The organism is Agreia sp. PsM10 (genome assembly GCF_030433855.1).
In the GTDB taxonomy this organism is placed as follows: domain Bacteria; phylum Actinomycetota; class Actinomycetes; order Actinomycetales; family Microbacteriaceae; genus Agreia.
On the sequence record NZ_JARUXC010000009.1, the window covers coordinates 19,108 to 40,055 of the forward strand.

27 protein-coding genes are annotated in these 20,948 nt (G+C 67.5%); 10 read left to right on the forward strand and 17 right to left on the reverse strand.

Annotation, left to right across the window (positions count from 1 at the left end; all coding sequences use genetic code 11):
- Window positions 1-27: 27 nt before the first annotated feature.
- The 4 genes from QCD70_RS12250 to QCD70_RS12265 all read right to left on the reverse strand — a co-directional run bounded on the left by QCD70_RS12250 (window position 28) and on the right by QCD70_RS12265 (window position 2,715).
- On the reverse strand, window positions 28-342 hold the full coding sequence (locus QCD70_RS12250; protein ID WP_301216599.1) for a hypothetical protein: 315 nt from the start codon (window positions 340-342) through the stop codon (window positions 28-30).
- An 87-nt stretch (window positions 343-429) separates the two neighbouring features.
- Window positions 430-879 carry a YybH family protein gene (locus QCD70_RS12255; RefSeq protein ID WP_301216601.1) on the reverse strand — a complete coding sequence of 150 codons (450 nt, stop codon included), beginning with the start codon at window positions 877-879 and terminating at the stop codon, window positions 430-432.
- A 4-nt stretch (window positions 880-883) separates the two neighbouring features.
- Complete coding sequence (locus QCD70_RS12260; RefSeq protein ID WP_301216603.1) at window positions 884-1,750, reverse strand: ABC transporter permease; 867 nt, start codon at window positions 1,748-1,750, stop codon at window positions 884-886.
- On the reverse strand, window positions 1,747-2,715 hold the full coding sequence (locus QCD70_RS12265) for an ATP-binding cassette domain-containing protein (RefSeq protein WP_301216604.1): 969 nt from the start codon (window positions 2,713-2,715) through the stop codon (window positions 1,747-1,749). Before QCD70_RS12265 ends, QCD70_RS12260 begins: the two co-directional genes overlap by 4 nt.
- 145 nt (window positions 2,716-2,860) lie before the next feature.
- On the opposite strand from QCD70_RS12265, the gene QCD70_RS12270 reads away from it, so the two are divergent.
- Both QCD70_RS12270 and QCD70_RS12275 read left to right on the forward strand, forming a co-directional pair.
- Entirely contained in the window at window positions 2,861-4,081 is a 1,221-nt protein-coding gene (locus QCD70_RS12270) for a low temperature requirement protein A (RefSeq protein ID WP_301216606.1), read from the forward strand.
- Window positions 4,082-4,156: 75 nt separating this feature from the next.
- The gene (locus QCD70_RS12275) at window positions 4,157-4,705 is read left to right on the forward strand and encodes a helix-turn-helix transcriptional regulator (protein WP_301216608.1); all 549 of its coding nucleotides are present in this window, start codon (window positions 4,157-4,159) and stop codon (window positions 4,703-4,705) included.
- 4 nt (window positions 4,706-4,709) lie between these two features.
- Here the strand turns inward: QCD70_RS12275 and QCD70_RS12280 are convergent, their stop codons facing one another.
- The 3 genes from QCD70_RS12280 to QCD70_RS12290 all read right to left on the reverse strand — a co-directional run bounded on the left by QCD70_RS12280 (window position 4,710) and on the right by QCD70_RS12290 (window position 6,688).
- The gene (locus tag QCD70_RS12280; RefSeq protein ID WP_301216610.1) at window positions 4,710-5,375 is read right to left on the reverse strand and encodes an esterase/lipase family protein; all 666 of its coding nucleotides are present in this window, start codon (window positions 5,373-5,375) and stop codon (window positions 4,710-4,712) included.
- Complete coding sequence (locus tag QCD70_RS12285; RefSeq protein WP_301216612.1) at window positions 5,372-6,169, reverse strand: alpha/beta fold hydrolase; 798 nt, start codon at window positions 6,167-6,169, stop codon at window positions 5,372-5,374. The genes QCD70_RS12280 and QCD70_RS12285 overlap by 4 nt, the downstream gene beginning before the upstream one ends.
- A gap of 108 nt (window positions 6,170-6,277) precedes the next feature.
- Entirely contained in the window at window positions 6,278-6,688 is a 411-nt protein-coding gene (locus QCD70_RS12290) for a DoxX family protein (RefSeq protein ID WP_301216615.1), read from the reverse strand.
- Between the two features lie 169 nt (window positions 6,689-6,857).
- Between QCD70_RS12290 and QCD70_RS12295 the strand changes: the two genes are divergently transcribed.
- Together QCD70_RS12295 and QCD70_RS12300 are read left to right on the forward strand one after the other, a co-directional pair.
- Window positions 6,858-7,058 (forward strand): hypothetical protein, encoded by a 201-nt coding sequence (locus QCD70_RS12295; RefSeq protein ID WP_055946071.1) that lies wholly within the window; start codon window positions 6,858-6,860, stop codon window positions 7,056-7,058.
- Between the two features lie 46 nt (window positions 7,059-7,104).
- Entirely contained in the window at window positions 7,105-8,043 is a 939-nt protein-coding gene (locus QCD70_RS12300) for an aldo/keto reductase (RefSeq protein WP_301216619.1), read from the forward strand.
- On the opposite strand, the gene QCD70_RS12305 is transcribed toward QCD70_RS12300, so the two are convergent.
- A complete protein-coding gene (locus QCD70_RS12305; protein ID WP_301216621.1) occupies window positions 8,040-8,534 on the reverse strand; it encodes a DUF4870 domain-containing protein in 495 nt (164 codons plus the stop codon). The genes QCD70_RS12300 and QCD70_RS12305 overlap by 4 nt on opposite strands.
- An 89-nt stretch (window positions 8,535-8,623) precedes the next feature.
- Between QCD70_RS12305 and QCD70_RS12310 the strand changes: the two genes are divergently transcribed.
- Window positions 8,624-9,370: a DUF429 domain-containing protein gene (locus QCD70_RS12310; protein WP_301216623.1), complete on the forward strand. Its 747-nt coding sequence runs from the start codon at window positions 8,624-8,626 to the stop codon at window positions 9,368-9,370.
- A 77-nt stretch (window positions 9,371-9,447) separates the two neighbouring features.
- Here QCD70_RS12310 and QCD70_RS12315 read toward each other — a convergent pair whose 3' ends face one another.
- The gene (locus QCD70_RS12315) at window positions 9,448-10,305 is read right to left on the reverse strand and encodes a helix-turn-helix transcriptional regulator (protein ID WP_301216624.1); all 858 of its coding nucleotides are present in this window, start codon (window positions 10,303-10,305) and stop codon (window positions 9,448-9,450) included.
- 102 nt (window positions 10,306-10,407) lie between these two features.
- On the opposite strand from QCD70_RS12315, the gene QCD70_RS12320 reads away from it, so the two are divergent.
- Both QCD70_RS12320 and QCD70_RS12325 read left to right on the forward strand, forming a co-directional pair.
- Entirely contained in the window at window positions 10,408-11,100 is a 693-nt protein-coding gene (locus QCD70_RS12320; RefSeq protein ID WP_301216626.1) for an SDR family NAD(P)-dependent oxidoreductase, read from the forward strand.
- Window positions 11,101-11,249: 149 nt separating this feature from the next.
- Window positions 11,250-12,995, forward strand: a complete 1,746-nt coding sequence (locus QCD70_RS12325) for an alkaline phosphatase family protein (RefSeq protein ID WP_301216628.1) — start codon at window positions 11,250-11,252, stop codon at window positions 12,993-12,995.
- Between the two features lie 6 nt (window positions 12,996-13,001).
- On the opposite strand, the gene QCD70_RS12330 is transcribed toward QCD70_RS12325, so the two are convergent.
- The 3 genes from QCD70_RS12330 to QCD70_RS12340 all read right to left on the reverse strand — a co-directional run bounded on the left by QCD70_RS12330 (window position 13,002) and on the right by QCD70_RS12340 (window position 15,281).
- A complete protein-coding gene (locus QCD70_RS12330) occupies window positions 13,002-13,760 on the reverse strand; it encodes a ParA family protein (RefSeq protein WP_301216630.1) in 759 nt (252 codons plus the stop codon).
- Entirely contained in the window at window positions 13,757-14,236 is a 480-nt protein-coding gene (locus QCD70_RS12335) for a hypothetical protein (protein ID WP_301216632.1), read from the reverse strand. Before QCD70_RS12335 ends, QCD70_RS12330 begins: the two co-directional genes overlap by 4 nt.
- A 478-nt stretch (window positions 14,237-14,714) precedes the next feature.
- Window positions 14,715-15,281 (reverse strand): MarR family winged helix-turn-helix transcriptional regulator, encoded by a 567-nt coding sequence (locus QCD70_RS12340; RefSeq protein ID WP_301216634.1) that lies wholly within the window; start codon window positions 15,279-15,281, stop codon window positions 14,715-14,717.
- Between the two features lie 49 nt (window positions 15,282-15,330).
- Here QCD70_RS12340 and QCD70_RS12345 point away from each other — a divergent pair, with 49 nt between their 5' ends.
- Entirely contained in the window at window positions 15,331-16,359 is a 1,029-nt protein-coding gene (locus QCD70_RS12345) for an LLM class flavin-dependent oxidoreductase (RefSeq protein ID WP_301216636.1), read from the forward strand.
- An 11-nt stretch (window positions 16,360-16,370) separates the two neighbouring features.
- Entirely contained in the window at window positions 16,371-17,048 is a 678-nt protein-coding gene (locus QCD70_RS12350) for an NADPH-dependent F420 reductase (RefSeq protein ID WP_301216638.1), read from the forward strand.
- A 133-nt stretch (window positions 17,049-17,181) separates the two neighbouring features.
- Here the strand turns inward: QCD70_RS12350 and QCD70_RS12355 are convergent, their stop codons facing one another.
- Complete coding sequence (locus QCD70_RS12355; protein WP_301216640.1) at window positions 17,182-17,547, reverse strand: VOC family protein; 366 nt, start codon at window positions 17,545-17,547, stop codon at window positions 17,182-17,184.
- Between the two features lie 58 nt (window positions 17,548-17,605).
- On the opposite strand from QCD70_RS12355, the gene QCD70_RS12360 reads away from it, so the two are divergent.
- Window positions 17,606-18,049: a MarR family winged helix-turn-helix transcriptional regulator gene (locus QCD70_RS12360; RefSeq protein ID WP_301216642.1), complete on the forward strand. Its 444-nt coding sequence runs from the start codon at window positions 17,606-17,608 to the stop codon at window positions 18,047-18,049.
- Here the strand turns inward: QCD70_RS12360 and QCD70_RS12365 are convergent.
- The 4 genes from QCD70_RS12365 to QCD70_RS12380 form a co-directional block, all read right to left on the reverse strand.
- On the reverse strand, window positions 18,046-18,399 hold the full coding sequence (locus QCD70_RS12365; RefSeq protein WP_301216644.1) for a hypothetical protein: 354 nt from the start codon (window positions 18,397-18,399) through the stop codon (window positions 18,046-18,048). The two genes, QCD70_RS12360 and QCD70_RS12365, sit on opposite strands and share 4 nt — an antisense overlap.
- 43 nt (window positions 18,400-18,442) lie before the next feature.
- A complete protein-coding gene (locus QCD70_RS12370) occupies window positions 18,443-19,108 on the reverse strand; it encodes a GntR family transcriptional regulator (protein ID WP_301216646.1) in 666 nt (221 codons plus the stop codon).
- Window positions 19,109-19,228: 120 nt separating this feature from the next.
- Entirely contained in the window at window positions 19,229-19,627 is a 399-nt protein-coding gene (locus QCD70_RS12375; RefSeq protein ID WP_301216648.1) for a RidA family protein, read from the reverse strand.
- Window positions 19,624-20,856: a pyridoxal phosphate-dependent aminotransferase gene (locus tag QCD70_RS12380; protein ID WP_301216650.1), complete on the reverse strand. Its 1,233-nt coding sequence runs from the start codon at window positions 20,854-20,856 to the stop codon at window positions 19,624-19,626. The genes QCD70_RS12375 and QCD70_RS12380 overlap by 4 nt, the downstream gene beginning before the upstream one ends.
- Window positions 20,857-20,948 lie beyond the last annotated feature (92 nt).

Sequence of the window (20,948 nt, forward strand, 5' to 3'; positions counted from 1 at the left end):
ATCCATCCTGTTGAACGGATTCGGAGACTAGCCGAGCTGCTTCAGTGCCTCGACTGTGCCGGCCCAGCTGTGCGACGAGATGGCGTCGGCGAAGGTGGAGTCTCCGCGTCCCTTACCGAGGTTCTCCCCCGTGGTGTCGTCGATGACCTCGACCGTGTGGCCCTTCTCCGGGCCGTCTCCGCTGCCCTCTTCGACGAACTCGATGCGCAGAACGCGTCCGTCGAGGCGGCCGGTGACCACTGCTCCGGTCTCGGTGTCCTTCGAGCTGTCGGTCATGAACGGCCCCGCTCCGAGGGTGGCGAGGGACTCGTTGACCTGGTTGATGAGTGAAGAGGTGTTCATGGTGCTCCTAATGGTTGACGAGGCATCAGGCTAACGACGTCGGCGCGTGCGCATCCAGCCCTTGACGAGCTCGGATCGCATCTCGAGTCAGCCGGCGTCGCGCTTCTCGTAGGCGTCGAAGATGCCCTTCGCGCTCTGCATGTCGAGAGGCATCGAGGTGTGCTCGTGCGTGATCTTCCACTCGCCGTCTCGCTTCTCCAGCGTGACCGTGATGCGGTTCATCATCGAGTCGACCTGCTCGCCATCGGCCGTGACCTCGGCGTATCGCACCGCAGCGTGGGCGAAGGCCACGTCGTCGCGCACCGTTGCCACGACCTCGGTGAATCGCGCCTCGCAGAGCTTGTCGCCCAGGCTCTCGAACCACATCGTCACCATCGGTCGCCACGCGTCGACGCCGGCGAACTCCCACATGCCCCACGCATCGAAGACGAGGGTGTCGTGCGCATAGAGCTCGAGAAAGCCCTCCACGTCTTTGGAGAGCACCCGGGAGGTGTAGTTCTCGAACATCGTCGTCACGGGATTGGATTCGAGGGGCATCTGCTTATCCTGCCGTTCTGTAGCGGATCATGGTGAGCGGGCCGAACACGGCGACCAGCCCCGCGCACCACAGGAGCGTGATGCTCAACTCGCCCGACGCATCCGTGCCGCCCATGAAGTCGCGCACGGTCGTGACCAGGTGCGACACGGGGTTGACCTCGACGAACGCCTGCAGCCAGGTCGGAAGCGTCGACGGCTCGATGAAGATGTTGCTCGCGAAGGTGAGGGGCGTGATGACGAGCATGCTCACCCCCATCACGGCGCCAGGGGTGCGGAGGACGAGAGCGAAGAAGGTCCAGAGCCAGCTGAAGCTGAAGGCGAAGACCAGGATCAGCAGCACGGCCATCAGCACGCCGGCGACTCCTCCCTCGGGTCGGTAGCCCAGCGCGAGTCCGAGTGAGATCGTGACGGCAGCCGAGATCGTGTAACGCACGGCGTCGCCGAGCAGCATTCCGACGAGTGCGGAGGGGCGCCAGATGGGCAGCGAGCGGAAGCGGTCGAAGACGCCCCTGTCGATATCGGTGCGCAGGGTCGACCCCGTGTACATCGTGATCATGATGACGCCCTGCACGAGCAGACCGGGCAGCACGTACTGCAGGTATCCGCCCACGCTTCCGGCGATCGCGCCGCCGAACAGGAATGTGAACAGCAGGGTGAACATGACGGGGAACACGGTGACGTCGAACAGCTGCTCGGGCACGTGCTTGATCTTGAGCAGCGCCCGCCAGCCGAAGGTGAGCGAAGTCGAGAGCGGCCCGGGCGGATTCGGTCGTTCCACGTCGGCCAGGGCCGCGCGCATTGCCGCCGCGAGCGACTCCGCGCTCGCGGGTACGACATCAGTTCGTTCGTCGAGCTTGTCGAGACGCGTCATGCTGCGGCCTCCTCGTCTGTCTGCGATTCGGATGTGTGCCCGGTCAGCGCAAGGAAGACCTCGTCGAGCGATGGCTGGCCGAGCGAGAACTGGGCCAGCTCGATGTTCTCGTCGGCCAGCGCCGTGAGCGCGGCGGTGACGATGGCCGGATCGGCGACGGTCGCGCTGACGGCGGCCGGATCGACCTCGTCTCGGATCTCGACACGCAACACCCGCGCGAGAACAGCGGATGCCCGTGGCCGGTCGGCCGGGTGCATCACGCGCACGTGCAATGCGCCGTTGCCGACCCTGGCCTTGAGCTCGCTCGAGGTGCCCTCGGCGATGACTCGACCTGTGTCGATCACGCTGATGCGATCGGCGAGCTGGTCGGCCTCGTCGAGGTACTGCGTGGTGAGCAGCACCGTGGTGCCCGACGACACCATGGCCCGGATGATGTCCCACACTTCGTTGCGGCTGCGCGGATCGAGGCCGGTCGTCGGCTCGTCGAGGAACAGGAGCTCGGGGGTGACGACGATGCTCGCGGCGATGTCGATGCGGCGACGCATGCCGCCGGAGTACTTCTTGACCTGCTTGTCCCGCGCATCCGACAGCCCGAACGCGCTGAGCAGTTCGTCTGCCCGGCGTGTAGCGCGGGTGCCGGTGTAGCCGAAGAGGCGGCCGATGAGGCGCAGGTTCTCGGCGCCGGTGAGGTCTTCATCGACCGACGCGAACTGTCCGGTCAGGCTCACTCGGCGACGCACCTCGTTGGCCTCTGTCACGACGTCGCGTCCCAGAACGCGGGCGGTGCCCGAATCCGGTTTGGTGAGGGTGGCCAGCATGCGGATGGTCGTGGTCTTGCCCGCCCCGTTGGGACCGAGGAAGCCGTGCACACCACCGCGGGGGATCGCCAGGTCGATGCCGTCGACTGCGATGGTCTTCCTGAATGTCTTCACGAGCGCATGTGTCTCGATCGCGAGTTCGGCCATGCGGCTCTCCTGAGGGGTCGGCTTCGACGTTATTCCTAGTAGGAAGATTGTAAACAGGAATCGACAGTTAATGCACGCGATGCGATGCGCGCGGCATGATGTCCTCGTGACGTCCCTCCCGCATTTCGCACACAGCCTCCGCCGCATGACCGGTCGGGATCCGCAGCAGGTCCACCGCGCGGCGACTCCGCTCGAGCTGCTCTTCGATCTGACCTTCGTCGTGGCCTTCGGTGTTGCCAGCTCGCAGACGGCCCACCTGCTCTCCGAAGGACACATCGGTCCCGCGCTGCTCGGATTCGGCTTCGCTCTGTTCGCGATCTCGTGGGCGTGGATCAACTTCTCGTGGTTCGCGTCGGCCTACGACACCGACGACTGGTTGTTCCGGGTGCTGACCATGGTGCAGATGATCGGCGTCATCGTGCTCGCGCTCGGACTGCCCGCGCTGTTTCATTCCTTGGACGAGGGGCACCACCTCGACAACACCATCGTCGTGCTGGGCTACGTGATCATGCGCGTTGCGCTCGTGCTGCAGTGGCTCCGCGCCGCCGCGCAGGATCCGGGCCGAAAGGTCGTCGCGCTCTCCTACGCGAAGAACATCGCTCTGATACAGATCGGATGGGTGGTCGTCGCCATCCTGCAGATTCCGATCGCCGTGGCCATTCCGATCTCGCTGGCGCTGTTCGCGGCCGAGATGGCGGCGCCCGTCTTCGCCGAGGGCAAGGGTGTGCGGTCGGGGGTGGGCTCCACACCATGGCACGCGCACCACATCGCGGAGCGCTACGGGCTGCTGGCGATCATCACGCTGGGTGAGGTGATCTTCGGAACGGTGACGGCAGCGACCGCAGTGATCGAGGAGTCGGGGTGGAACGGCGAGACCGCCATCCTCGTCATCACGGGGGTCGGCCTGGCGTTCGGACTCTGGTGGACCTACTTCATCCTCGATGCCGGCGCTGTTCTGCAGAGATTCAGGTCACGCGCGTTCGTCTGGGGCTACGGCCACGTGCTGATCTTCGCGTCGATCACGGCAACAGGCACCGGGCTGCACCTCGTGGAATACCTGATCGAACACCATACGGAGATCGGCATCGTCGGCACCGTGCTCTCCGTCGCCATTCCGGTCTTCGTGTTCATGATCACCTCGTTCGCTCTCTACGCCTGGCTGATGCGTTCACTCGATCCGCTCCACATCCTCCTGGTCGCCATCAGTGCGGCGTTTCTGGCCGGAGGTGTCATCGCGGCGGCGGCGGGTGCATCGATCGGCATCTGCCTCATGCTGGTCACGCTCAGCCCCTACGTCGTGGTCGTCGGCTATGAGACGATCGGTCACCGGCATCAGGCGGCGCAGCTCGCACGAGTGCGTGCCTGAATCGACCCGGCTGTTCCTCACTGAGCCGATTGTTCCTAGTAGGAATGGCCGTGTCGGGAATCTAAGGTTGCATCCATGGTGAACCCCGCTCTGTCGCCCACGGCGTACGCCCTGCTGGGGCTGCTCGTCTTCGATCGCGAGAATCCCGAGGGAATGACGGGCTACGAACTCAAGCAGCGCGCCGACTTCACTCTTCGCTACTACTGGGTGAGTCCGGCGATGAGCCAGATCTACACCGAGCTGCGCAAGCTCTCCGAGGCCGAGTTCGTCGAGACGGCCCCCTCCGACGGCCCGGCCCGCTACCGCGTGACCGAACTCGGCGAGGAGCAGCTGCAGACCTGGCTCTTCCACGGCGAGGTCGGATTCCCCATTCTCAAGCACCCGGTGGCGCTGCGCCTGCTCATGGGCCGGCTGTCGACGCCCGATCAGCTGGGCTCCATGCTCGAGACGCACCTGGATGACCTGGCCGCGCGCCGGGCCGACCTGCAGGGTGTGCGAGACATGCTCGGCGACGAGCATCGCGTTCGCTACGCCGCGATGGTGGCCGACTGGGGCCTCGCCTACTACGACAGCGAGGCGCAGATCGTGGCCGGACTGCGTGAACGCCTCGAGGGCATGGACTGACTCGCTACTCCGCGAGGGCGGCCAGCTCCGCCATCACGCGCGGGTGCGCCAACACGCGGAAGTGCCCGCCCGTGTCGAGCCGCACGTTCTTGGCGCCGACCAGTTCGCTGCCCGCGGGAACATGCGGGTCGAACTCTCCGTACACCGACACGATGCGGGCGTTCACCGACTCGTCGTGCGCCAGCGCCACGATCGTGGCATTCGTGGGCGAGAAGATCCGCAGGCTCGGCAGCACCATGAACCGCGCGTACGACGATCCGCCGAAGGGTGCGGCGACGGCGAGCATCGACTCGATCCGCGCGGCCTCCCGACCCGCCGTCATCGCATATTTGCCGATGAGCCCGCCTTTGCTGTGCGAGACGAGGACGACGCCGTGCAGGTCGTGGGTGGCCAGAAATGACGAAACGAGGTCTGCGGCCTCGACGACGGGGCGGTTGTTCCAGTTGAGCGCGTCGACCACGTACACCGGATGCCCACGGTCATGCATCGCGCGGATCATCGGCTGCATAAAACGCCAGGTCTCGTACACGCCGGGGATCACCACGATGGGTTTCGCGGTGCCCGACCGGAACGACGCGGGATCGGTTCTGCCGAGGATCGCCCGCGCTTGCCAGTAGAGAGCGTAGGCGTAGTCCCGTGCCCACCATCCGGCGATACTCAGCGTCCTCATGATCGTGGTCCATCTGCGGCGGACGTCGATGACGCGAGCCTTCCCGCTACGAAGCTGCGGAGAGCGCCCGCCACGGCTCGGGGAGCCGTGAACTGCACGACGTGCCTGTTGCGGGGAACCGTCACGAGGCATCCGATCGGCGCTCGCGCGACGAGCCGACGGCACCAGTCTTCGCTCGCGATCGGGTCATTGCCGCCGCGCAGCACCAGCAGCGGCCGGGTGAGCGACGCGACCCGCTCGTCGATCGGATAGCTGAGCATGGGTGTCGACTGCGCGAGAAAATAGGCGGGACCGCAGCGCAGATAGTCGAGAAAGACCACGGCATTGGTCCGCGGCGGCTCGCCCAGGATGTCGACAGCCAGCGCTCGGGACTGCGCGAGCAGCGAGCGGTGCTTCGAGTCGGATACCGGTCCGATGACCACGACGTGAGATGCGAGGTCGGGCCGGAGGAGTGCGAGTTCGACCACCCACTGCGCGCCCATCGAGTGACCGACGAGCACGACGTCGCGCAGTGCGAGCTCGTCGAGCGAGCGTGCCAGCAGCAGGGCCACCTCGCGCACGGTCGGCGAGAAGCTCGGCTTGAGCGTGCCGCCGAATCCGGGCAGGTCGAGCGAATAGACCGGGCCGTCGATCTCGAACTCTCGATGAAGGCGGGAGAAGTAGCGGTGCGAGGTGCCGATGCCGTGCACGAGCACGACTGCCGGCCGCGCTCCGGATGCCGCCACTGCGTCGCTCGCGTACGTGTCGCCGGCGAATACACGGATGCCGCTGGTCAGGGCGCGAGCGGAGGGCATTCCCTCACGGTAGGCCGTCGCGATGGATGTGCGGGGTGGCGTTGACCGCGGGGAGCGCGTCGGGTAGGCGGCATGCCTCGGCGAAGCCTGCCGAGTAGGGAAGAAGTCCTACTTGGCCGTGCGCGTCGACCACCATGCCCACGCGATCAGCAGGGGCTGGCCGAACAGGCGGCCGACGCGCTTGGCGTCGGAATCGAGACCGAACGCATCCCTATGGTGGATCGCCTGCGCGATGTTGCCGGGGAAGATCGCGGTGAAGAAGGCCGCGGCCAGGCCGCCGACCCGCTCGCGCTGCGAGCGCGGAGCGAAGAGCAGCGCCGCGCCGAGCGTGATCTCGGCCACACCGCTCAACAGAACGGTCGTGTCCTCCTTCAGGGGAACGAACTCGGGGACCTGCGCGCGAAAATCGTCGCGGGCGAAGGTGAGATGGCTGGTGCCGGCGAACACCAGAATCGCTCCGAGCGCGATGCGGGCTGCGGTGCGGCCCTTCGAGGCGGGCGTGTCGAGCTGTTTCGTCATGGGGCTCCTCGGGTGGATCGAATGGTCTGACTCGACGATACGCCTCGCATCCGAACGATGGTCGGGGGCCGACAGGTGCGCCGGTCGGATGCGCCGGGTCGGCTACCATCGCATGGCTCGTATATCTATGGGTCGGCCGCGATCTGTTGGTTCTTCGTAGATTGGCGGAATGAAGAAGTTCATCGCTCACTCTCTCGTCGCGACCGCCGCCCTGCTCCTGCTCGCCGGATGCACGGGCGAGGCTCAGGACACCGACTACATCGGTACGGCCACTCCGACCCCGTCGGTATCGGAGACGCCGACACCCACCCCCACGCCGACGGAGACGCCGACCCCGACGCCGACTCCGGCGGAGCCCGACAACATCTGACCCGTGCCCCACCCGGCCGTCGGTGCGGCGCGATAGCCTGCGGAGCATGAAATACGTGCCCCTCGGAACAACCGATCTGACCGTCTCCCAGCACATCCTGGGGCTGATGCGCATTCCCGAGCTGTCGGCATCTGAGATTCGCACGCTCGTGGGCGACGCCCGAGCCGAGGGCATCACCTTCTTCGACCACGCAGACATCTACGGCTCGGGCGGAAGCCCCGAGCACGTGTGCGAAAGCCTGTTCGCCGACGCGCTGAACTACACGTCGGCCGAGCGCGAGCAGATGGTGCTTCAGACCAAGTGCGGCATCCGGCCGGGCTACTTCGACTTCTCCTCCGAGCACATCCTCGACTCGGTGAACGGATCGCTGACGGCGCTCAAGACCGACTACCTCGACCTTCTGCTGCTGCACCGCCCCGACGCGCTCGTCGAGCCCGACGAGGTGGCCGCCGCATTCGAGCAACTGCACGCCGAGGGCAAAGTGCGGCACTTCGGCGTCTCGAACCACACGCCCGGGCAGATCGAGCTGCTGAAGAAGTCGGTCGCGCAGCCGCTCGTGGTGAACCAGCTGCAGCTGAGCGTCACCCACGCGCCCTCGATCACGTCGGGGCTCGCCATGAACATGGCGCATTCCGAGCAGTCTGTCGATCGGCACAACGGCGTTCTCGACTACTGCCGCCTCAACGACATCACCGTGCAGGCGTGGTCGCCGTTCCAGTCGGGCGGCACCGGCGGGGTCTTCATCGGAGACCGCGAGAACTACCCCGAGTTGAACGACGTGCTCGACGACCTCGCGGCCGTCTACGGGGTGACACCCACCGCCATCGCCGCCGCGTGGATCACCCGGCATCCGGCCCGCATTCAGCTCGTGCTCGGAACGACGAAGGGCTCGCGGGTGCGCGAGGCAGCCGCCGGCTCGGAGATCGAGCTGACCAGGCCGGAGTGGTATCGGCTGCTGGTCGCGGGCGGCGCCCTGCTGCCCTAGCGAATGAAGGGGATCGCGATGCGGTTGGGCAGTACTGTGCGCTTGTTCGCCGCGACGAGCCCCATGATGATCACCACGAGGTGGGCGATGCCGAGGGCGAAGAAGAGCACGACAGGAATGCCGATGGGGAAGAACCCCGTGCTGTCGTCGCCGCGGGTCGCGAGCATGATCGCGAAGAAGAGAAAGTCGATCACGATGTACGCGATGAGGCTGAGGCCCCAGTTCGCGGCATGGCGCGCGTTCTCGGCGGCGAGCTCGCCCTTCGTCTTCTGCGAGGGGTACACCGCCGCCATCACGATTCCGGCGACCAGCAGGCTCAGGTAGGGGATGGGGATGTAGGCGAGGAAGCCGAGTCCGTAGGGCAGGGCTCCCGTAGTGGGAGTCGCGAGGGGCTGCGAGTAGCCCTCCGGCGGATACGGTTGCTGCCCGACCGGATCGGGGTGGCCGGGAGTCCGGGGTGGCAGGGATTCGTAAGAGGATCCGGTTGTCATGGTTCCACGCTATCGATCGGTCTGCTCATCGAGAATGGGGAGAAGTCCCCACTCAGGAGCCGTTCCGTGTGCGCGACTACGCTGGACGGATGCGCACCGCCGGGGTCGATCTCGCCGCCGAGAACAAGGGAACCGCGCTCGCGGTGATCGACTGGTCGGGCGCCAGGGCCACGCTCGCGGAGCTTCGGCTCGGGGTCGGCGACGCGCTGATCGCCGAGGCGGCCACCACGGTCGACAAGCTCGGCATCGACTGTGCCTTCGGCTGGCCCGACGAGTTCGTGAGCTTCGTCGTCGCCCACTCCGACCACGAATCCGTCGACGGGCTCGAGGTCGACGGAGGCATGGACTGGCGCCGCACCCTCGCCTACCGCGAGACCGATCGCCACGTGCGTGTCAAGACGGGCCGTTGGCCGCTCAGCGTATCGACCGACCGGCTCGGCCTCACCGCGATGCGGTGTGCAGGTCTGCTCGGCCGCATCCAGGCCAGGGGCATCGAGGTCGATCGCTCGGGCGCCGGCGTCGTGGTCGAGATCTATCCCGGTGCGAGCCTCAGGCTGTGGGGGTTCGACACCACCGGGTACCGGGTGGGCGCGCCGGCGCGCGAGCTGCTGCTGGCGCAGATTGTGGATGCCGCCCCGTGGCTCGACCTGCAGGGTTTCGCCGACCTCATGGTGCGGTCGGGCGACGCGTTCGACGCCGTGATCGCGGCCCTCGCTTCGCGAAGTGCGGCGCTCGGCCACTACGACGCCCCGGCGCCCGAGCAGCTCGCCCGCGCGCGCCGCGAGGGCTGGACCGCCCTGCCCACGGCCCCACTCTCCGCGCTGCGGCCGGCGTAACCGCGCCCGCCCGGCGCATCCGCTGTCTGACGACCGGACGCGGATGGCCCCAGGGGGAGCGGATGCGGCGCGGCACGCTAGTGAAGGGCGGCGGCCATCGTCACGCGCAGGAAGTCGAGCTTGGCCGCGGCCTCCGACGCCGCCGGTGCGGTGTAGGCGACGATGCGCAGATCGGTTCCGGCGACACTGAAGACATCGCAGTCGAGTGCGATGTCGCCCACCAGCTCGTTGCTCACGACCTTGCTCTCGGACTCGTGCTCGCCCACGATCCCGCTCTCCCACAGCACCCGGAACTCCTCGCTCGTGGAGAGCAGTTCGGCGATGAGAGCCCGCACCCCGCGGTCTTCGGGGTACCGGCCCGCCACCCGACGCAGGTCGGCGACGAGAGACGAGCCGAAGGCATCCACGCTGCCGGAACGGCTCACGATTCTGCCGCCGCCGTCGCCGAGCATGAGGTTGCCGAAGTGCGCGCGAAGCAGATTCGGGCGGCCCGACGCGGGTCGCACCGGCTCGCCCAGGAGCGCGGTCCACAGCGGGCTCCAGCTCAGCAGGTCCCACGATGCGGTGAAGACGGCGACGGGAATCTCGCCGAGCCGGGCCACGAGCCGCTGCACTCCCGGAGGGATGTGCGCGGGCACCTGATGCGGGGAGGGAGGGAGGAGGCCCGCCAGAACGAAGAGGTGGTCGCGCTCCGCATCGGTGAGTTGAAGGGCTCTGGCCAGAGACGAGGCCACCTGCTCCGATGGCCTGCGCGCCCGGCCCTGCTCGAGACGCACGATGTAGTCGACGCTGAGCCCGGCGAGCGAGGCGAGCTCCTCGCGCCGCAGGCCAGCTGCGCGGCGGGAGTCGCCGGCGGGGAAGCCGACGTCGAGGGGCGAGAGCCGGTCGCGCCACGCACGAAGGAGAGACCCGAGATCGCCGTGCGCATCCTGCATTCACTCAGTGTGACAGCGGGTTGCCCGGGCTGGGTGGTACTGCGCGTCCGTACGCTGAGACGGGCCACGACAGGGGTGCGCGGTCGGCGCAGACTTCTCGACATGACAACAACACTGATCACCGGGGCCAACAAGGGCCTCGGCTACGAGACGGCCCGCCGACTCATAGAGGCCGGCCACACCGTGTGGATGGGCGCACGCGACGAGACCCGCGGCCGCACGGCCGCCGACGAGCTGGGCGGCCGGTTCATTCCGATCGACGTGACGAGCGACGAGTCGGTCGCCGCCGCCGTCGACACCATCGTTGCGGCGGGAGGAATCGACGTGCTCGTGAACAACGCCGGCATCTCGCAGCCCTACGTGCCCGCCGAGGAACTGGCCCCCGACGACGCGACCCGCGTTTTCGAGACCAACGTCGTGAGCATCGTGCGCATGACCCGCGCGTTCCTGCCCGTGCTGCGCCGCTCCGACGAGGCGACCATCGTGAACGTCTCGAGCGGAATGGGCTCGTTCGCGTCGGTGCTCAGCCCGGACCACATCGAATCGACCATCATCGCGCCGATCTACCAGTCGTCGAAGTCGGCGGTCACGATGCTCACGGTGCAGTACGCGAAGGCCTACCCCGAGATCCGCATCAACGCGGCCGACCCCGGCTACACGGCCACCGATTTCAACAACAACAGCGGCCCGCAGACCGTGACCGAGGGCACGGACGCGATCGTGGAGCTCGCCACCCGCGGCGGCGCGGGGCCGACGGGCACCTTCATCAACAGAGACGGAATAGCTGCCTTCTAGCCGGCGGTGGTCTCGATACGGCCGCGGGCGGCCTACTCGACCAGCGCAGTGGACGCGCCGGTCGAGTAGTCGCGCGAGGAACGAGCCGGCGTATCGAGGCCATCCCGCCAGATCGCTGTAATCTGGCGGGATCGGGAGGGGGTCGCGCCATGGCCGACGACAAGAAGAACAACGACGGATTGACCGATCGCGGCGCATCGCGTCGCAACTTTCTGCGCACGGCCGGCATCGGGGTCGCGGGTCTTGCGGTGGGTGGAGCCGCCGTCGGCGGCGTGACCGCCGGCATCCGATCGTCTGAGGCCGATGCCGACGACCTCGGCTTCACGCCGCTGCCCGTTCGCAGCGAGCCGGGCTTCGACCATGTGGTCGTGGTGATGTTCGAGAACCGCTCGTTCGACCACATGCTGGGCTGGCTCTACGAGTCGGGACAGGAGCCCGCCGGGCAGACCTTCGACGGCCTGCACCAGGGTTCGTACAGCAACCCGGGCGAGTCGGGCGAGGCCGTGCCCGCCCACGTGTACAGCGGGCCGACCGACCAGATCATGGCTCAGCCCGATCCCGACCCGGGCGAGTTCTATCCGCACGTGAACACGCAGCTCTTCGGCACGATCGACCCCGAGAGCAACTCCGACCTCAGGAACCCGCTCAAGGAGCCGTGGAACCTGCCGAAGGACACGTCGAAGCCGCTCAACAACGGCTTCGTGAAGGACTACATCGTCAACTCCACGCTCTCGCGCGGACGCAAGCCCACCCCCGAGGAGTACGCGGTGGTGATGGGCGGCTTCTCGCCCACGATGCTGCCCGTGCTCTCGACCCTGGCGAAGAACTTCGGGGTCTACGACCATTGGCACGCGGCGGTGCCGTCGCAGACGTTCTGCAACCGCTCGTTCTTTCACGCGAGCACATCGCACGGCTACGTCACGAACGCCGAGAGCGCGGGCATCGGCAAATGGCTGGATGCGCCGGCCGTGCCGACCGTGTTCACCCGGCTCGAGGAGGCGGGCAAGTCGTGGCGCGTGTACTACGACGCCCAGCAGGTGGTCTCGCTGACCGGGCTGCTGAGCGCGCCGTCGATCGAGAAGTACTGGAAGAGCAACTTCCGCAGCATGGAGCAGTTCCATGACGACGCCGCGAAGGGCAACCTGCCCGACTACGCCTTCGTCGAGCCGCGCATGGTCTTCGACCACAACGACATGCACCCGCCCGTGGTGCGCCGTTCGAAAGACAGCACAGACCCGCAGACGCCCGAGATGGCGTCTGCCTTCTCCGACATGCGGGCGGGGGAGCAGCTGCTCGGCGAGGTCTACACGGCGGTCAAGAACGGCGCCTCGGCCACCGGGTCGAACGCGATGAACACGGTGCTGCTCGTGACGTTCGACGAGCACGGCGGGCTCTACGACCACGTCGCGCCGCCGACCGCCGTGCCTCCGGTGAAGAACGAGGGTCCGGGCGAGATGGGCTTCGCCTTCGACCGGCTCGGGCTGCGTGTTCCCACGATCGTGGTGTCGGCGTACACGAAGGCCGGCACGGTGATCAACGACGAGATGCACCACGGGTCGCTCGCGAAGACCCTCGCCGAGCTCCACGGACTCGACCCGCTCACCGAGCGCGACGCATCCGCCACCCCGATCTTCAACGCGGTGAATCTCACGAAGCCGCGGCAGCCCGCGCTCTGGCCGACGGTCACGCCGGCCTACGTTCCGCCGAACCCCGAGGCGAACCCGCGCGCCGACAAGGATAAGGATCGCACCCGCCCGCTGACCCCGCCGGCGCTGGGGCTCATCGGAATCCTGCTCGCGAAGTACGAGCCGGACGCGCCCCTGCCCGACAACTACGCCGACGCCTACGACGTGCTCATGAAGCACGGAGACGGACTGTTCGGAGTGCGCGACTGACCGCTGTCAGCGCTTGTGCTTGCGCGCCTTGGCTTTGACGACGGCCTGCACCCGCGCCCAGAGCGAACCGTATGCGCGAGCCGCCTCGGTCGTGGGCGAGAAGCTTCCGATGGGTGCGCGCTCCGTGCCCATCCGTTCGACCTGCACGGTGGCGGGCACGACCACGTCGGTGACCGACTTGTGGGCGGAGGGCAGCTGCTCGACCGCCTCGCGATGCACAGTCTTGCGACGGTCGACCATCGAGAGGAACGCGACGACAGGTGCCTTCGAGATCGAAGCGACGAACTCGGCCACCTGCTGCAACGAGCGCATCGACAGGGGCGACGGCACCAGGGGAAGCACGACGGCATCGGCCGAGAAGATCGCATTCTCCGCCACCAGCGAGGCGCCGGGCGGGCAGTCGAGCACGACCACGTCGTAGTCGTCGGCGACCTGGCCGAGAATCTTCGCGACGCGCTGCTCCGACTTCTTGGCCTGATCGAACACGAGGTCGAGATCGCGGTAACTGGCGTCGGCCGGAAGTACGTCGAGGTTCGCGTACGCGGTCGAACGGATGGCGCCGGACACCTTGTTCTTGCCCCCGACGAGGGCCCCCACCCCGCCCTTCACCTTGGGCTTCACCTGCAGCAGGAAGGTGGTCGCGCCTTGCGGGTCGAGATCCCAGAGCAGCACGCGGAAGTCTTTCGCCGCCTCCCAGGCCAGGTTCACCGCGGTCGTGGTCTTTCCCACACCTCCCTTGGTGCTGTAGACCGCGACGACCTTCACGACGGCTGCGACGAGTCGAGTGCAGCTGTCAGATCCGCCTTGTTCATACGGGTGTAGCCCACGATCTTGCGGGCCTTCGCCTGCTCGCGAAGATGGATGAGCGTGGGCGTGGAGGGCTGCGGGGTCGGCAGCGGCTGATCGAGGGGCAGCGGCGCGTCGGTGGGCAGCGGAGCGGTCCCGGGCTGAGCCCCGGCCTCGGGGGTCTCGGTCGGGGCAGTGGCAGACGGGGCCGCAGCGGCTTCGGCGTCAGCCTTCTTGGAGGCCGACTCCAGCTTGCGAGCCGCCTTGGCGTGCTTCGCCGCGAGCTTCTCGGTCTCTTTCGAGAGTTCGAGGGCCTTCTTGCGCAGCTTCTTGCTCGACTTGCGCACTGCGTCGTGGGCGGCCTGAACAGACTTCTCAGCGCGGGCGAGGGCTTTCTTCGCCTGCTTCTCGGCCGTCTTCTTCGACGCGTCGTTCTTCTTGTCGTTCTGTGCCATCGTGTTTCCTCACTTCGTCGGCCGCAGTGGGCCTCCCACCACCGTAGCGACGGGGAGTGTGAGGGCGGCCGGACTCACAGGCAACGCCAGAACTTGACCGTACTGCAGGACGTTTCGTCAGGCGGTCGGTGTGTCGTCGGTCGAAACACGGAGTGTCGTCGATTCGTCCTGTCGAACGGTCGGGGCAGTCGCGTTCAGCTGATCAGGTTGTGAGAAGGAGGGGTGCGAAGTCAAGCCTTCTGCAGAAAACAGTCTTCTCGACCACGCTCGAGGGTGACCGAGCATTCTGCTCGCCCACTCCACGCAAAGGATGCCCCGTGTTTCTTCGACTTCTCCCATTCATCCTGTCAATCGCGGCCAAGCAGCTGAAGAAGCGCCAGGCGGCCGACGCCAGGGGAGGAAAGTCGACCGGTCGGGGCCAGAGCCGCGGGCGTGGACGTCGTCGTCGCTAGTTCCTCACCTATCACAGGTCGTTTCGTCAGGCGGTCGGTGTGTCGTCGGTCGAAACACGGAGTGTCGTCGATTCGTCCTGTTGAACCGTCGGCGACCCCTCGAGTTGGGCGGCCAGCGCGCGCATCGCGTCGTCCAAGGCCGCGAGCTGCTCGGCCGTCAGGGCGCTGACGAACAGCCTCTGCACCGAGTGGAGGTGCGGTGACGAGGCGCGGCGGAAGACGCGGGCACCCTCGTCGGTGAGCACGACCCAGGCGCCGCGGCTGTCGTCGGATGCCCGCTCCCGCGCGATCAGCGCGCGTCGCTCCATGCGCCCGAGGTGGTGCGAGAGGCGGCTGCGCTCCCAGCCGATCTGCTCGGCCAGCGGTGACGAGCGCAGCCGGTGGTCGGGCTGCTCCGAGAGGGCGAGCAGAACCCCATAGTCGCCCGACGAGACGCCGGATGCCTGCTGCAGCTCGACCTCGATGTGCCGCTTCACGAGGTCGGTCGTCTCGGTGAAGGTGCGCCAGACCCGCAGTTCGTCGCGGGTGGGCGACCTCCGGCCGGCGGATCCACCGACGACCCGGGGCTCGGCCTCGTCCTCGGGAATATTCACGACGCTCCATTCATTTGACATGTCAATTAGATCATCAAAGGACGCGATCATGGCTGACATCGAATTCGGGCTCGACACCTTCGGAGACATTCCGCAGACGGACACGGGAGAACTCGCCTCCCACGCGCAGGCGATCCGGCACGTGGTCGCCGAGGCGGTGCTCGCCGACCAGCTCGGCATCGAGGTCTTCGCCGTCGGCGAGCACCACCGGCCGGAGTACGCCATCTCGAGTCCCGAGACCGTGCTGGCGGGTATCGCTACGCAGACCGAGCGCATCCGACTGAGTTCGGGTGTCACCGTTCTGAGCTCCGACGATCCTGTTCGCGTGTTCCAGCGCTTCGCCACCGTCGACGCCCTCTCGAACGGGCGCGCCGAGGTGATCCTGGGACGCGGCTCGTTCACCGAGTCGTTTCCCCTCTTCGGCTACGACATGAACGACTACGACACCCTCTTCGAAGAGAAGATCGAGCTGTTCTCGCGCCTGCTCACCGAGCGGCCCGTGAGCTGGAGCGGCACGACCCGCGCCGCACTGCACGACGCCGACGTCTTTCCCAAGACCGAGTCGGGGCATCTCTCGACCTGGGTCGGCGTGGGCGGCTCGCCGCAGTCGGTCGTGCGCACCGCTCAGTACGGATTCCCCCTGATGCTCGCCATCATCGGCGGCAGCCCCGAGCGCTTCGCGCCCTACGCCGATCTCTACCGACGCGCGGCCGAGCAGTTCGGCACCACGGCGCATCCGATCGGCATGCACTCGCCGGGCTTCATCGCCCGCACCGACGACGAGGCCAAGGAGATCTTCTTTCCCCACTACAAGGTGATGCGCGACCGCATCGGGGCTCTGCGCGGCTGGCCGCCTGTGACCCGCGCCGAGTTCGAGAACGAGGTCGCGCACGGCTCGATGTACGTGGGCTCGCCCGAGACGGTCGCGCGCCGCATGGCGAGCGCGATCGCTACGCTGGGGGCCGGGCGATTCGACCTCATCTACTCGGCCGGCACCACCCCGATGAGCGACCGGATGCGTGCGGTCGAGCTCTACGGAACCGAGGTCGTTCCCCTCGTCCGCGACATCCTGGCCTGAGAGGCGCCCTCATGCATTCCTTGACCGACCCGAAGAAGGCGACCATCGGCATCCTCGGCGCCGGAAAAGTGGGCACCGTGCTCGCCCGTCTCGCGATCGCAGCCGGCTACCCCGTGCTCATCGCGAGCTCGCGGCCGCCCGCCGCGATCGAGCTCACGATCGATGTGCTGGCGCACGGCGCCGGGGCGACTACTGCTTCGGATGCCGCGGGCCGGGCCGACATCGTCATCCTGGCTCTTCCGCTGGGCAAGGCCGTGCCCCTCGACGGAGTCGAGACCCTGCCGGTCGACCAGCTGCGCGGAAAGATCGTGATCGACGCCATGAACTACTGGTGGGAGGTCGATGGAGTTCGCCCGGATCTGACCGGTGACGACGTCACGACCAGCGAGCTGGTGGCGGCGGCCCTGCCCGGCTCTCGCCTGGTGAAGGCGTTTAACCACATGGGCTACCACGACCTCGACGAAGGGGCGCGGCCCACGGGCGACCCCGATCGCAAGGCGATCGCGCTGTCGGGAGACGACGTCGCGGCCAACGACGTGGTCGCCGACCTCATCGACTCGCTCGGCTTCGACGCCGTCGACCTGGGCCTGCTCGTCGAAGGCGCGGTGCTGCAGCCGGGGCGTGAGCTCTTCGGCGCGAACCTCGGTGCCGCCGAGATCCGCGACGTCGTGGAGCAGGCCGCCGCCTGAGGTCAGGCGCCCTGTGCGCGGTGCTCCATCCGGCCGAGTGCGCCGTATCGGGCGAACGCGCCGTCGGCGCAGGAGCGTTCGCCGGATGAAGGCGCGCTCGACCATGAGGTTGCGACACGCGTGAGCCGAAGGGTCAGGCCTTGTCGTGCAGGGTGATGGCGTAGCCGTCGGGGTCTGCGAAGGTGAAGGTGCGGCCGAACGGGCCGTCGACGGGGGCGGAGACGATGGTGAACCCGTCGGCGACGAGGGTGTCGTAGATCCGCTGGGCGTCGGGCGCGTGCATCCAGACGCCGACACCGAGGCCGAGCTGGGCGCCCGAGTTCAGGTCGACGCCGGGCATCGCATCGCGCACCGCGAAGGCCGCGGGCGTCGTGCCGAAGACGATGGCGTGGGGCGGGCCGGGCTGGCGGGTGAGTCCGAGGTACTTCTCGTAGAACGCGGCGGATGCCTCGATGTCGCGGACCTGCAGTGAGATGAAGCCGGGGCCGGATGCGGTCATGATGTTCTCCTTCGTGAATGTCAGTTTGTTGACATACTCAGTATGTCAGAATATTGACATGAGTCAAGACGGATCAGGAATCGAGCTGGAGACGTCGTTGGGGTACTTGATGAAGGAGGTCTCCAGTGCGCTGCGCACCGCCATGGAGGCCGTGCTGCGTCCGCTCGGCATGAGCGTCACGCACTACTCCTGCCTCGAACTGCTCGCCCAGCGGCCCGGCCTGTCGAACTCGGAGCTCGCCCGCGGCACGTTCGTGACGAGGCAGGCGATGAACGTGCTGCTGCAGGCGCTCGAGGCCGACGGGCTCGTCACGAGATCGGAGCAGCCCGCCTCCGGGCGCGCTCTGCCGACACAGCTCACGACGGCCGGCCGGGCTCAGCTCGCCACGGCCAGCGCCGCGGTCAGGGAAGTCGAGGACCGCATGAAGTCGGGCCTCGAGGCTGGCGAACAGGATGCGCTGCGCGCGATGCTGTCGACCTGCGCGGCATCGCTGCGGGCCTAGGCCGGGTCCGACAGCATCGCCGTGATCAGCGTGATGCCGCCGAACACGAACACGACAAGCGCGATGGATGCGAGGGCCGATGCCACGGCGGCCTGCAACGCCCACGCACGCGCCCTCGGGATGAGGCACACGAGCAGCAGCACTGCCGTCGGTGCGACCAGGCACACGATGAGCCCGGTGTCGGAGATGATCACGCCGAGCAGCTGAAGGATCAGGTAGCAGAGGGGCACGCCGGCCACGCCGACGATTGCCCCGACGGCGATCGCGCCGGCGCGCAGTCTCCTCGGCCCGCGCGCGGAGGGCGCGGGGACACCGGGCTGGCTCTCGGGCACGTTCGCGGTCGCGGGCATGCGCCCATCCTTCACCTATCGAGCACGGAAGGGAACGCCGCAGCTACTCGAACTGCGCCAGCAGCCTGTCGTAGGCCGCCTCGATGTGCGATTTGCCGACCTTCGCCGCCGCTCCTGCGTGACGGCTGCGCAGCGTCTGCAGCAGTTCGCCGTGTTCGCGCACGGCCCGGGCTCGATAGGCGGTGTGCTCGCCGATGCTCTGAGAGAGGAACAGCTGCACTCGCGAGCGCAGCGGAACCCAGGTGGCGTAGAGCAGTGAATGCTTGGCGGCCACATAGACCCGGTCGTGGAAGTCGATGTCGAGCTGAATCAGCCGTGCGTCGTCGAGCGCATCGATCGCCCGCTGCATATCGTCGACGATGCCCTGCAGGGCGGCGAAGTCGTGCTCGGTCGCATTCTTCGCGGCGCTTCGCATGGCGAAACTCTCGAGTACGACCCGCAAGCTCGCGAGTTCCCTGACGTCCTCCGACGTGACCCGCACCACAGAGGCGCCGCGATGCAGGCGGATCTCGACGATCCCCTCCTGTCGCAGCTGCCCGAGTGCCTCGCGCACCGGTCCACGGCTCACGTCGAGGCGGGTGGCGATCTCGACCTCGCCGAGCCGCGATCCGAGCGGGTACTCTCCCGAGAAGATCGACTGGCGGATACGTTCCGCGACCTCATCGCCGAGAGAGCTCCTCGCGGCCGGATTGATCTCAGCGGATCTCATCTCCACCCTGCGCCTCGCTTCGTCTCGTTCCGGCGGCCAGCGGATGTCCGTCGTCGCTCCTCGGTTGGCTAGCATTGCACAGCCCTGCCGGAGGCCGCCCCGCGACCCTCGCTCAGACTCTCATTCGCGACTTTCCTCAGGCAGCCACAGCACGGCATCCACCTCGACCGTCACCCCGTTCGCGAGCTCGGACACGATGGTGGTACGAGCCGGCCCCGGCTCGGCGAAGAACTCCGCATAGACCGTGTTGAACTCCGACGTCTGCCGGCCCGGCGCGAGATAGACGGTCACCTTGACCGCGTCAGCGAGGCTGCCGCCGGATGCCCGTGCCACGGCTTCGAGATTGGTGAGGGTCTGGCGCACCTGGGCCTCGAAGGGCAGCTCGCCGAGACGGTTGCCCACGGCGTCGCGCGGCGTCTGGCCCGACAGGTAGACGATGTCCCCGGCGCGGATGGCCTGGCTGTATGGTCCCGCCGGAGGTGGCGCCTCGTCGGTGCGGATGGGTGTGCCGCCGCTCACGAGCGCACCCCCATTGCACTGAGCGTCGCGACCATGCGGTCGAGCGCCGCCTCCCATTCGATCTCGTCTCGGGCGAAGCACACCCGGAACATGCCGGTGCCCGACGGCCCGAATTGATAGCCGGGCGACACGATCACTCCCGCATCCGACCTCAGGGCGGCGGCTACCTCGTAGTCGCTGGCGCCGAGCGCCGACACGTCGACCCAGAGATAAGCCGTTCCCCGGTGGGGCAGCACGGTGAGACCGGGAACCTCGCGTAGCCGCGCCACCGTCATCGCCTGCAGGGCCTCGAGGTCGAGGACGCGCTCGGCGACGAAGTCCGCGTCGTCGACGAGCCAATGCGTCAGCAGCTGTTGTGCGTAGGCCGGCGCGCGGAGCGAGGTCAAGGCGAGCGTCTGCTCGACGAGCTCCATCACGGGGGCGGGGCCGACCACGACGCCGAGCCGGAATCCGCTCAGCGACTCGGTCTTCGACGGTCCGAGCATGGTGATGCAACGCTCGCGCATGCCCGGTGCCGCGACCATGTGCGGCAGCTCGGTCTCGCCATAGACGAGGCGCGAGTAGAGCTCGTCGGCGAGAACCAGGAAGTCGCCCTCGACGGCCAGCGCAGCGAGCCTGTCGATGGTCTCGGGCGCGTAGACGGCCCCCGTGGGGTTGCTCGGGTGCGAGAACATGAAGAGAACGGGCTTCTCGAGCAGCAGCGCCTCGACTGCATCGAGGTCGAGTGTCGGCTGGGCCGCGCGATAGTCGATCGGGATCCGCACGACGCGCGCGCCGAGGAGTGCGAGCATGCGTTCTGCGAACAGGTACTCGGGGTCGGCCAGGAGCACGAGGTCGCCCTCGTCGACCAGCGCGGACAGGGTTGTGAACAGGCCGGACTGCGTGCCTGCCGTGATGGCGATGTTCTCGGGTGCCACAGGCACGCCGAGGAACGTCGTGAGCGAGTGGCCCAGGGCGTCGAGAACGGCCGGATGCCCACGATACGGCGTGTAGGCGAGCGCGCCGTCGGCCATCGCCTCGAGCATGACGGGCGCCGCCCACTCGGGAGGCGGGAACCGCACGGTGTCGAAGTGGGTCGTGTCGAGCAGGCCGTTGCCGCCTCCGTTCAGTTGGAGCGCTCTATCGAGTTCGCGAACGGTGCTGCCGAGGGCGCCGGAGCGCTCGGGCATGTGGGTTCTGACGACGCGTTCGCTCGGCTCATAGCGCGGGGTGGCCGGTGTCTGCTGCATTCGGGTTCCGTTCAAGGATCGTCGGATTGTCTACAACTATGCGATATGCAATCTACCCTCTTCGTTTGAGATTGCGGTTCCATGCGGGCGTC

Excerpts from the sequence above, each read along its gene's own strand:
- QCD70_RS12250 (WP_301216599.1), bottom strand. The coding sequence starts at position 342 with ATGAACACCTCTTCACTCATCAACCAGGTCAACGAGTCCCTCGCCACC.
- QCD70_RS12255 (WP_301216601.1), bottom strand. The coding sequence starts at position 879 with ATGCCCCTCGAATCCAATCCCGTGACGACGATGTTCGAGAACTACACC.
- QCD70_RS12260 (WP_301216603.1), bottom strand. The coding sequence starts at position 1,750 with ATGACGCGTCTCGACAAGCTCGACGAACGAACTGATGTCGTACCCGCG.
- QCD70_RS12265 (WP_301216604.1), bottom strand. The coding sequence starts at position 2,715 with ATGGCCGAACTCGCGATCGAGACACATGCGCTCGTGAAGACATTCAGG.
- QCD70_RS12270 (WP_301216606.1), top strand. The coding sequence starts at position 2,861 with ATGACCGGTCGGGATCCGCAGCAGGTCCACCGCGCGGCGACTCCGCTC.
- QCD70_RS12275 (WP_301216608.1), top strand. The coding sequence starts at position 4,157 with ATGGTGAACCCCGCTCTGTCGCCCACGGCGTACGCCCTGCTGGGGCTG.
- QCD70_RS12280 (WP_301216610.1), bottom strand. The coding sequence starts at position 5,375 with ATGAGGACGCTGAGTATCGCCGGATGGTGGGCACGGGACTACGCCTAC.
- QCD70_RS12285 (WP_301216612.1), bottom strand. The coding sequence starts at position 6,169 with ATGCCCTCCGCTCGCGCCCTGACCAGCGGCATCCGTGTATTCGCCGGC.
- QCD70_RS12290 (WP_301216615.1), bottom strand. The coding sequence starts at position 6,688 with ATGACGAAACAGCTCGACACGCCCGCCTCGAAGGGCCGCACCGCAGCC.
- QCD70_RS12295 (WP_055946071.1), top strand. The coding sequence starts at position 6,858 with ATGAAGAAGTTCATCGCTCACTCTCTCGTCGCGACCGCCGCCCTGCTC.
- QCD70_RS12300 (WP_301216619.1), top strand. The coding sequence starts at position 7,105 with ATGAAATACGTGCCCCTCGGAACAACCGATCTGACCGTCTCCCAGCAC.
- QCD70_RS12305 (WP_301216621.1), bottom strand. The coding sequence starts at position 8,534 with ATGACAACCGGATCCTCTTACGAATCCCTGCCACCCCGGACTCCCGGC.
- QCD70_RS12310 (WP_301216623.1), top strand. The coding sequence starts at position 8,624 with ATGCGCACCGCCGGGGTCGATCTCGCCGCCGAGAACAAGGGAACCGCG.
- QCD70_RS12315 (WP_301216624.1), bottom strand. The coding sequence starts at position 10,305 with ATGCAGGATGCGCACGGCGATCTCGGGTCTCTCCTTCGTGCGTGGCGC.
- QCD70_RS12320 (WP_301216626.1), top strand. The coding sequence starts at position 10,408 with ATGACAACAACACTGATCACCGGGGCCAACAAGGGCCTCGGCTACGAG.
- QCD70_RS12325 (WP_301216628.1), top strand. The coding sequence starts at position 11,250 with ATGGCCGACGACAAGAAGAACAACGACGGATTGACCGATCGCGGCGCA.
- QCD70_RS12335 (WP_301216632.1), bottom strand. The coding sequence starts at position 14,236 with ATGGCACAGAACGACAAGAAGAACGACGCGTCGAAGAAGACGGCCGAG.
- QCD70_RS12345 (WP_301216636.1), top strand. The coding sequence starts at position 15,331 with ATGGCTGACATCGAATTCGGGCTCGACACCTTCGGAGACATTCCGCAG.
- QCD70_RS12350 (WP_301216638.1), top strand. The coding sequence starts at position 16,371 with ATGCATTCCTTGACCGACCCGAAGAAGGCGACCATCGGCATCCTCGGC.
- QCD70_RS12355 (WP_301216640.1), bottom strand. The coding sequence starts at position 17,547 with ATGACCGCATCCGGCCCCGGCTTCATCTCACTGCAGGTCCGCGACATC.
- QCD70_RS12360 (WP_301216642.1), top strand. The coding sequence starts at position 17,606 with ATGAGTCAAGACGGATCAGGAATCGAGCTGGAGACGTCGTTGGGGTAC.
- QCD70_RS12365 (WP_301216644.1), bottom strand. The coding sequence starts at position 18,399 with ATGCCCGCGACCGCGAACGTGCCCGAGAGCCAGCCCGGTGTCCCCGCG.
- QCD70_RS12370 (WP_301216646.1), bottom strand. The coding sequence starts at position 19,108 with ATGAGATCCGCTGAGATCAATCCGGCCGCGAGGAGCTCTCTCGGCGAT.
- QCD70_RS12380 (WP_301216650.1), bottom strand. The coding sequence starts at position 20,856 with ATGCAGCAGACACCGGCCACCCCGCGCTATGAGCCGAGCGAACGCGTC.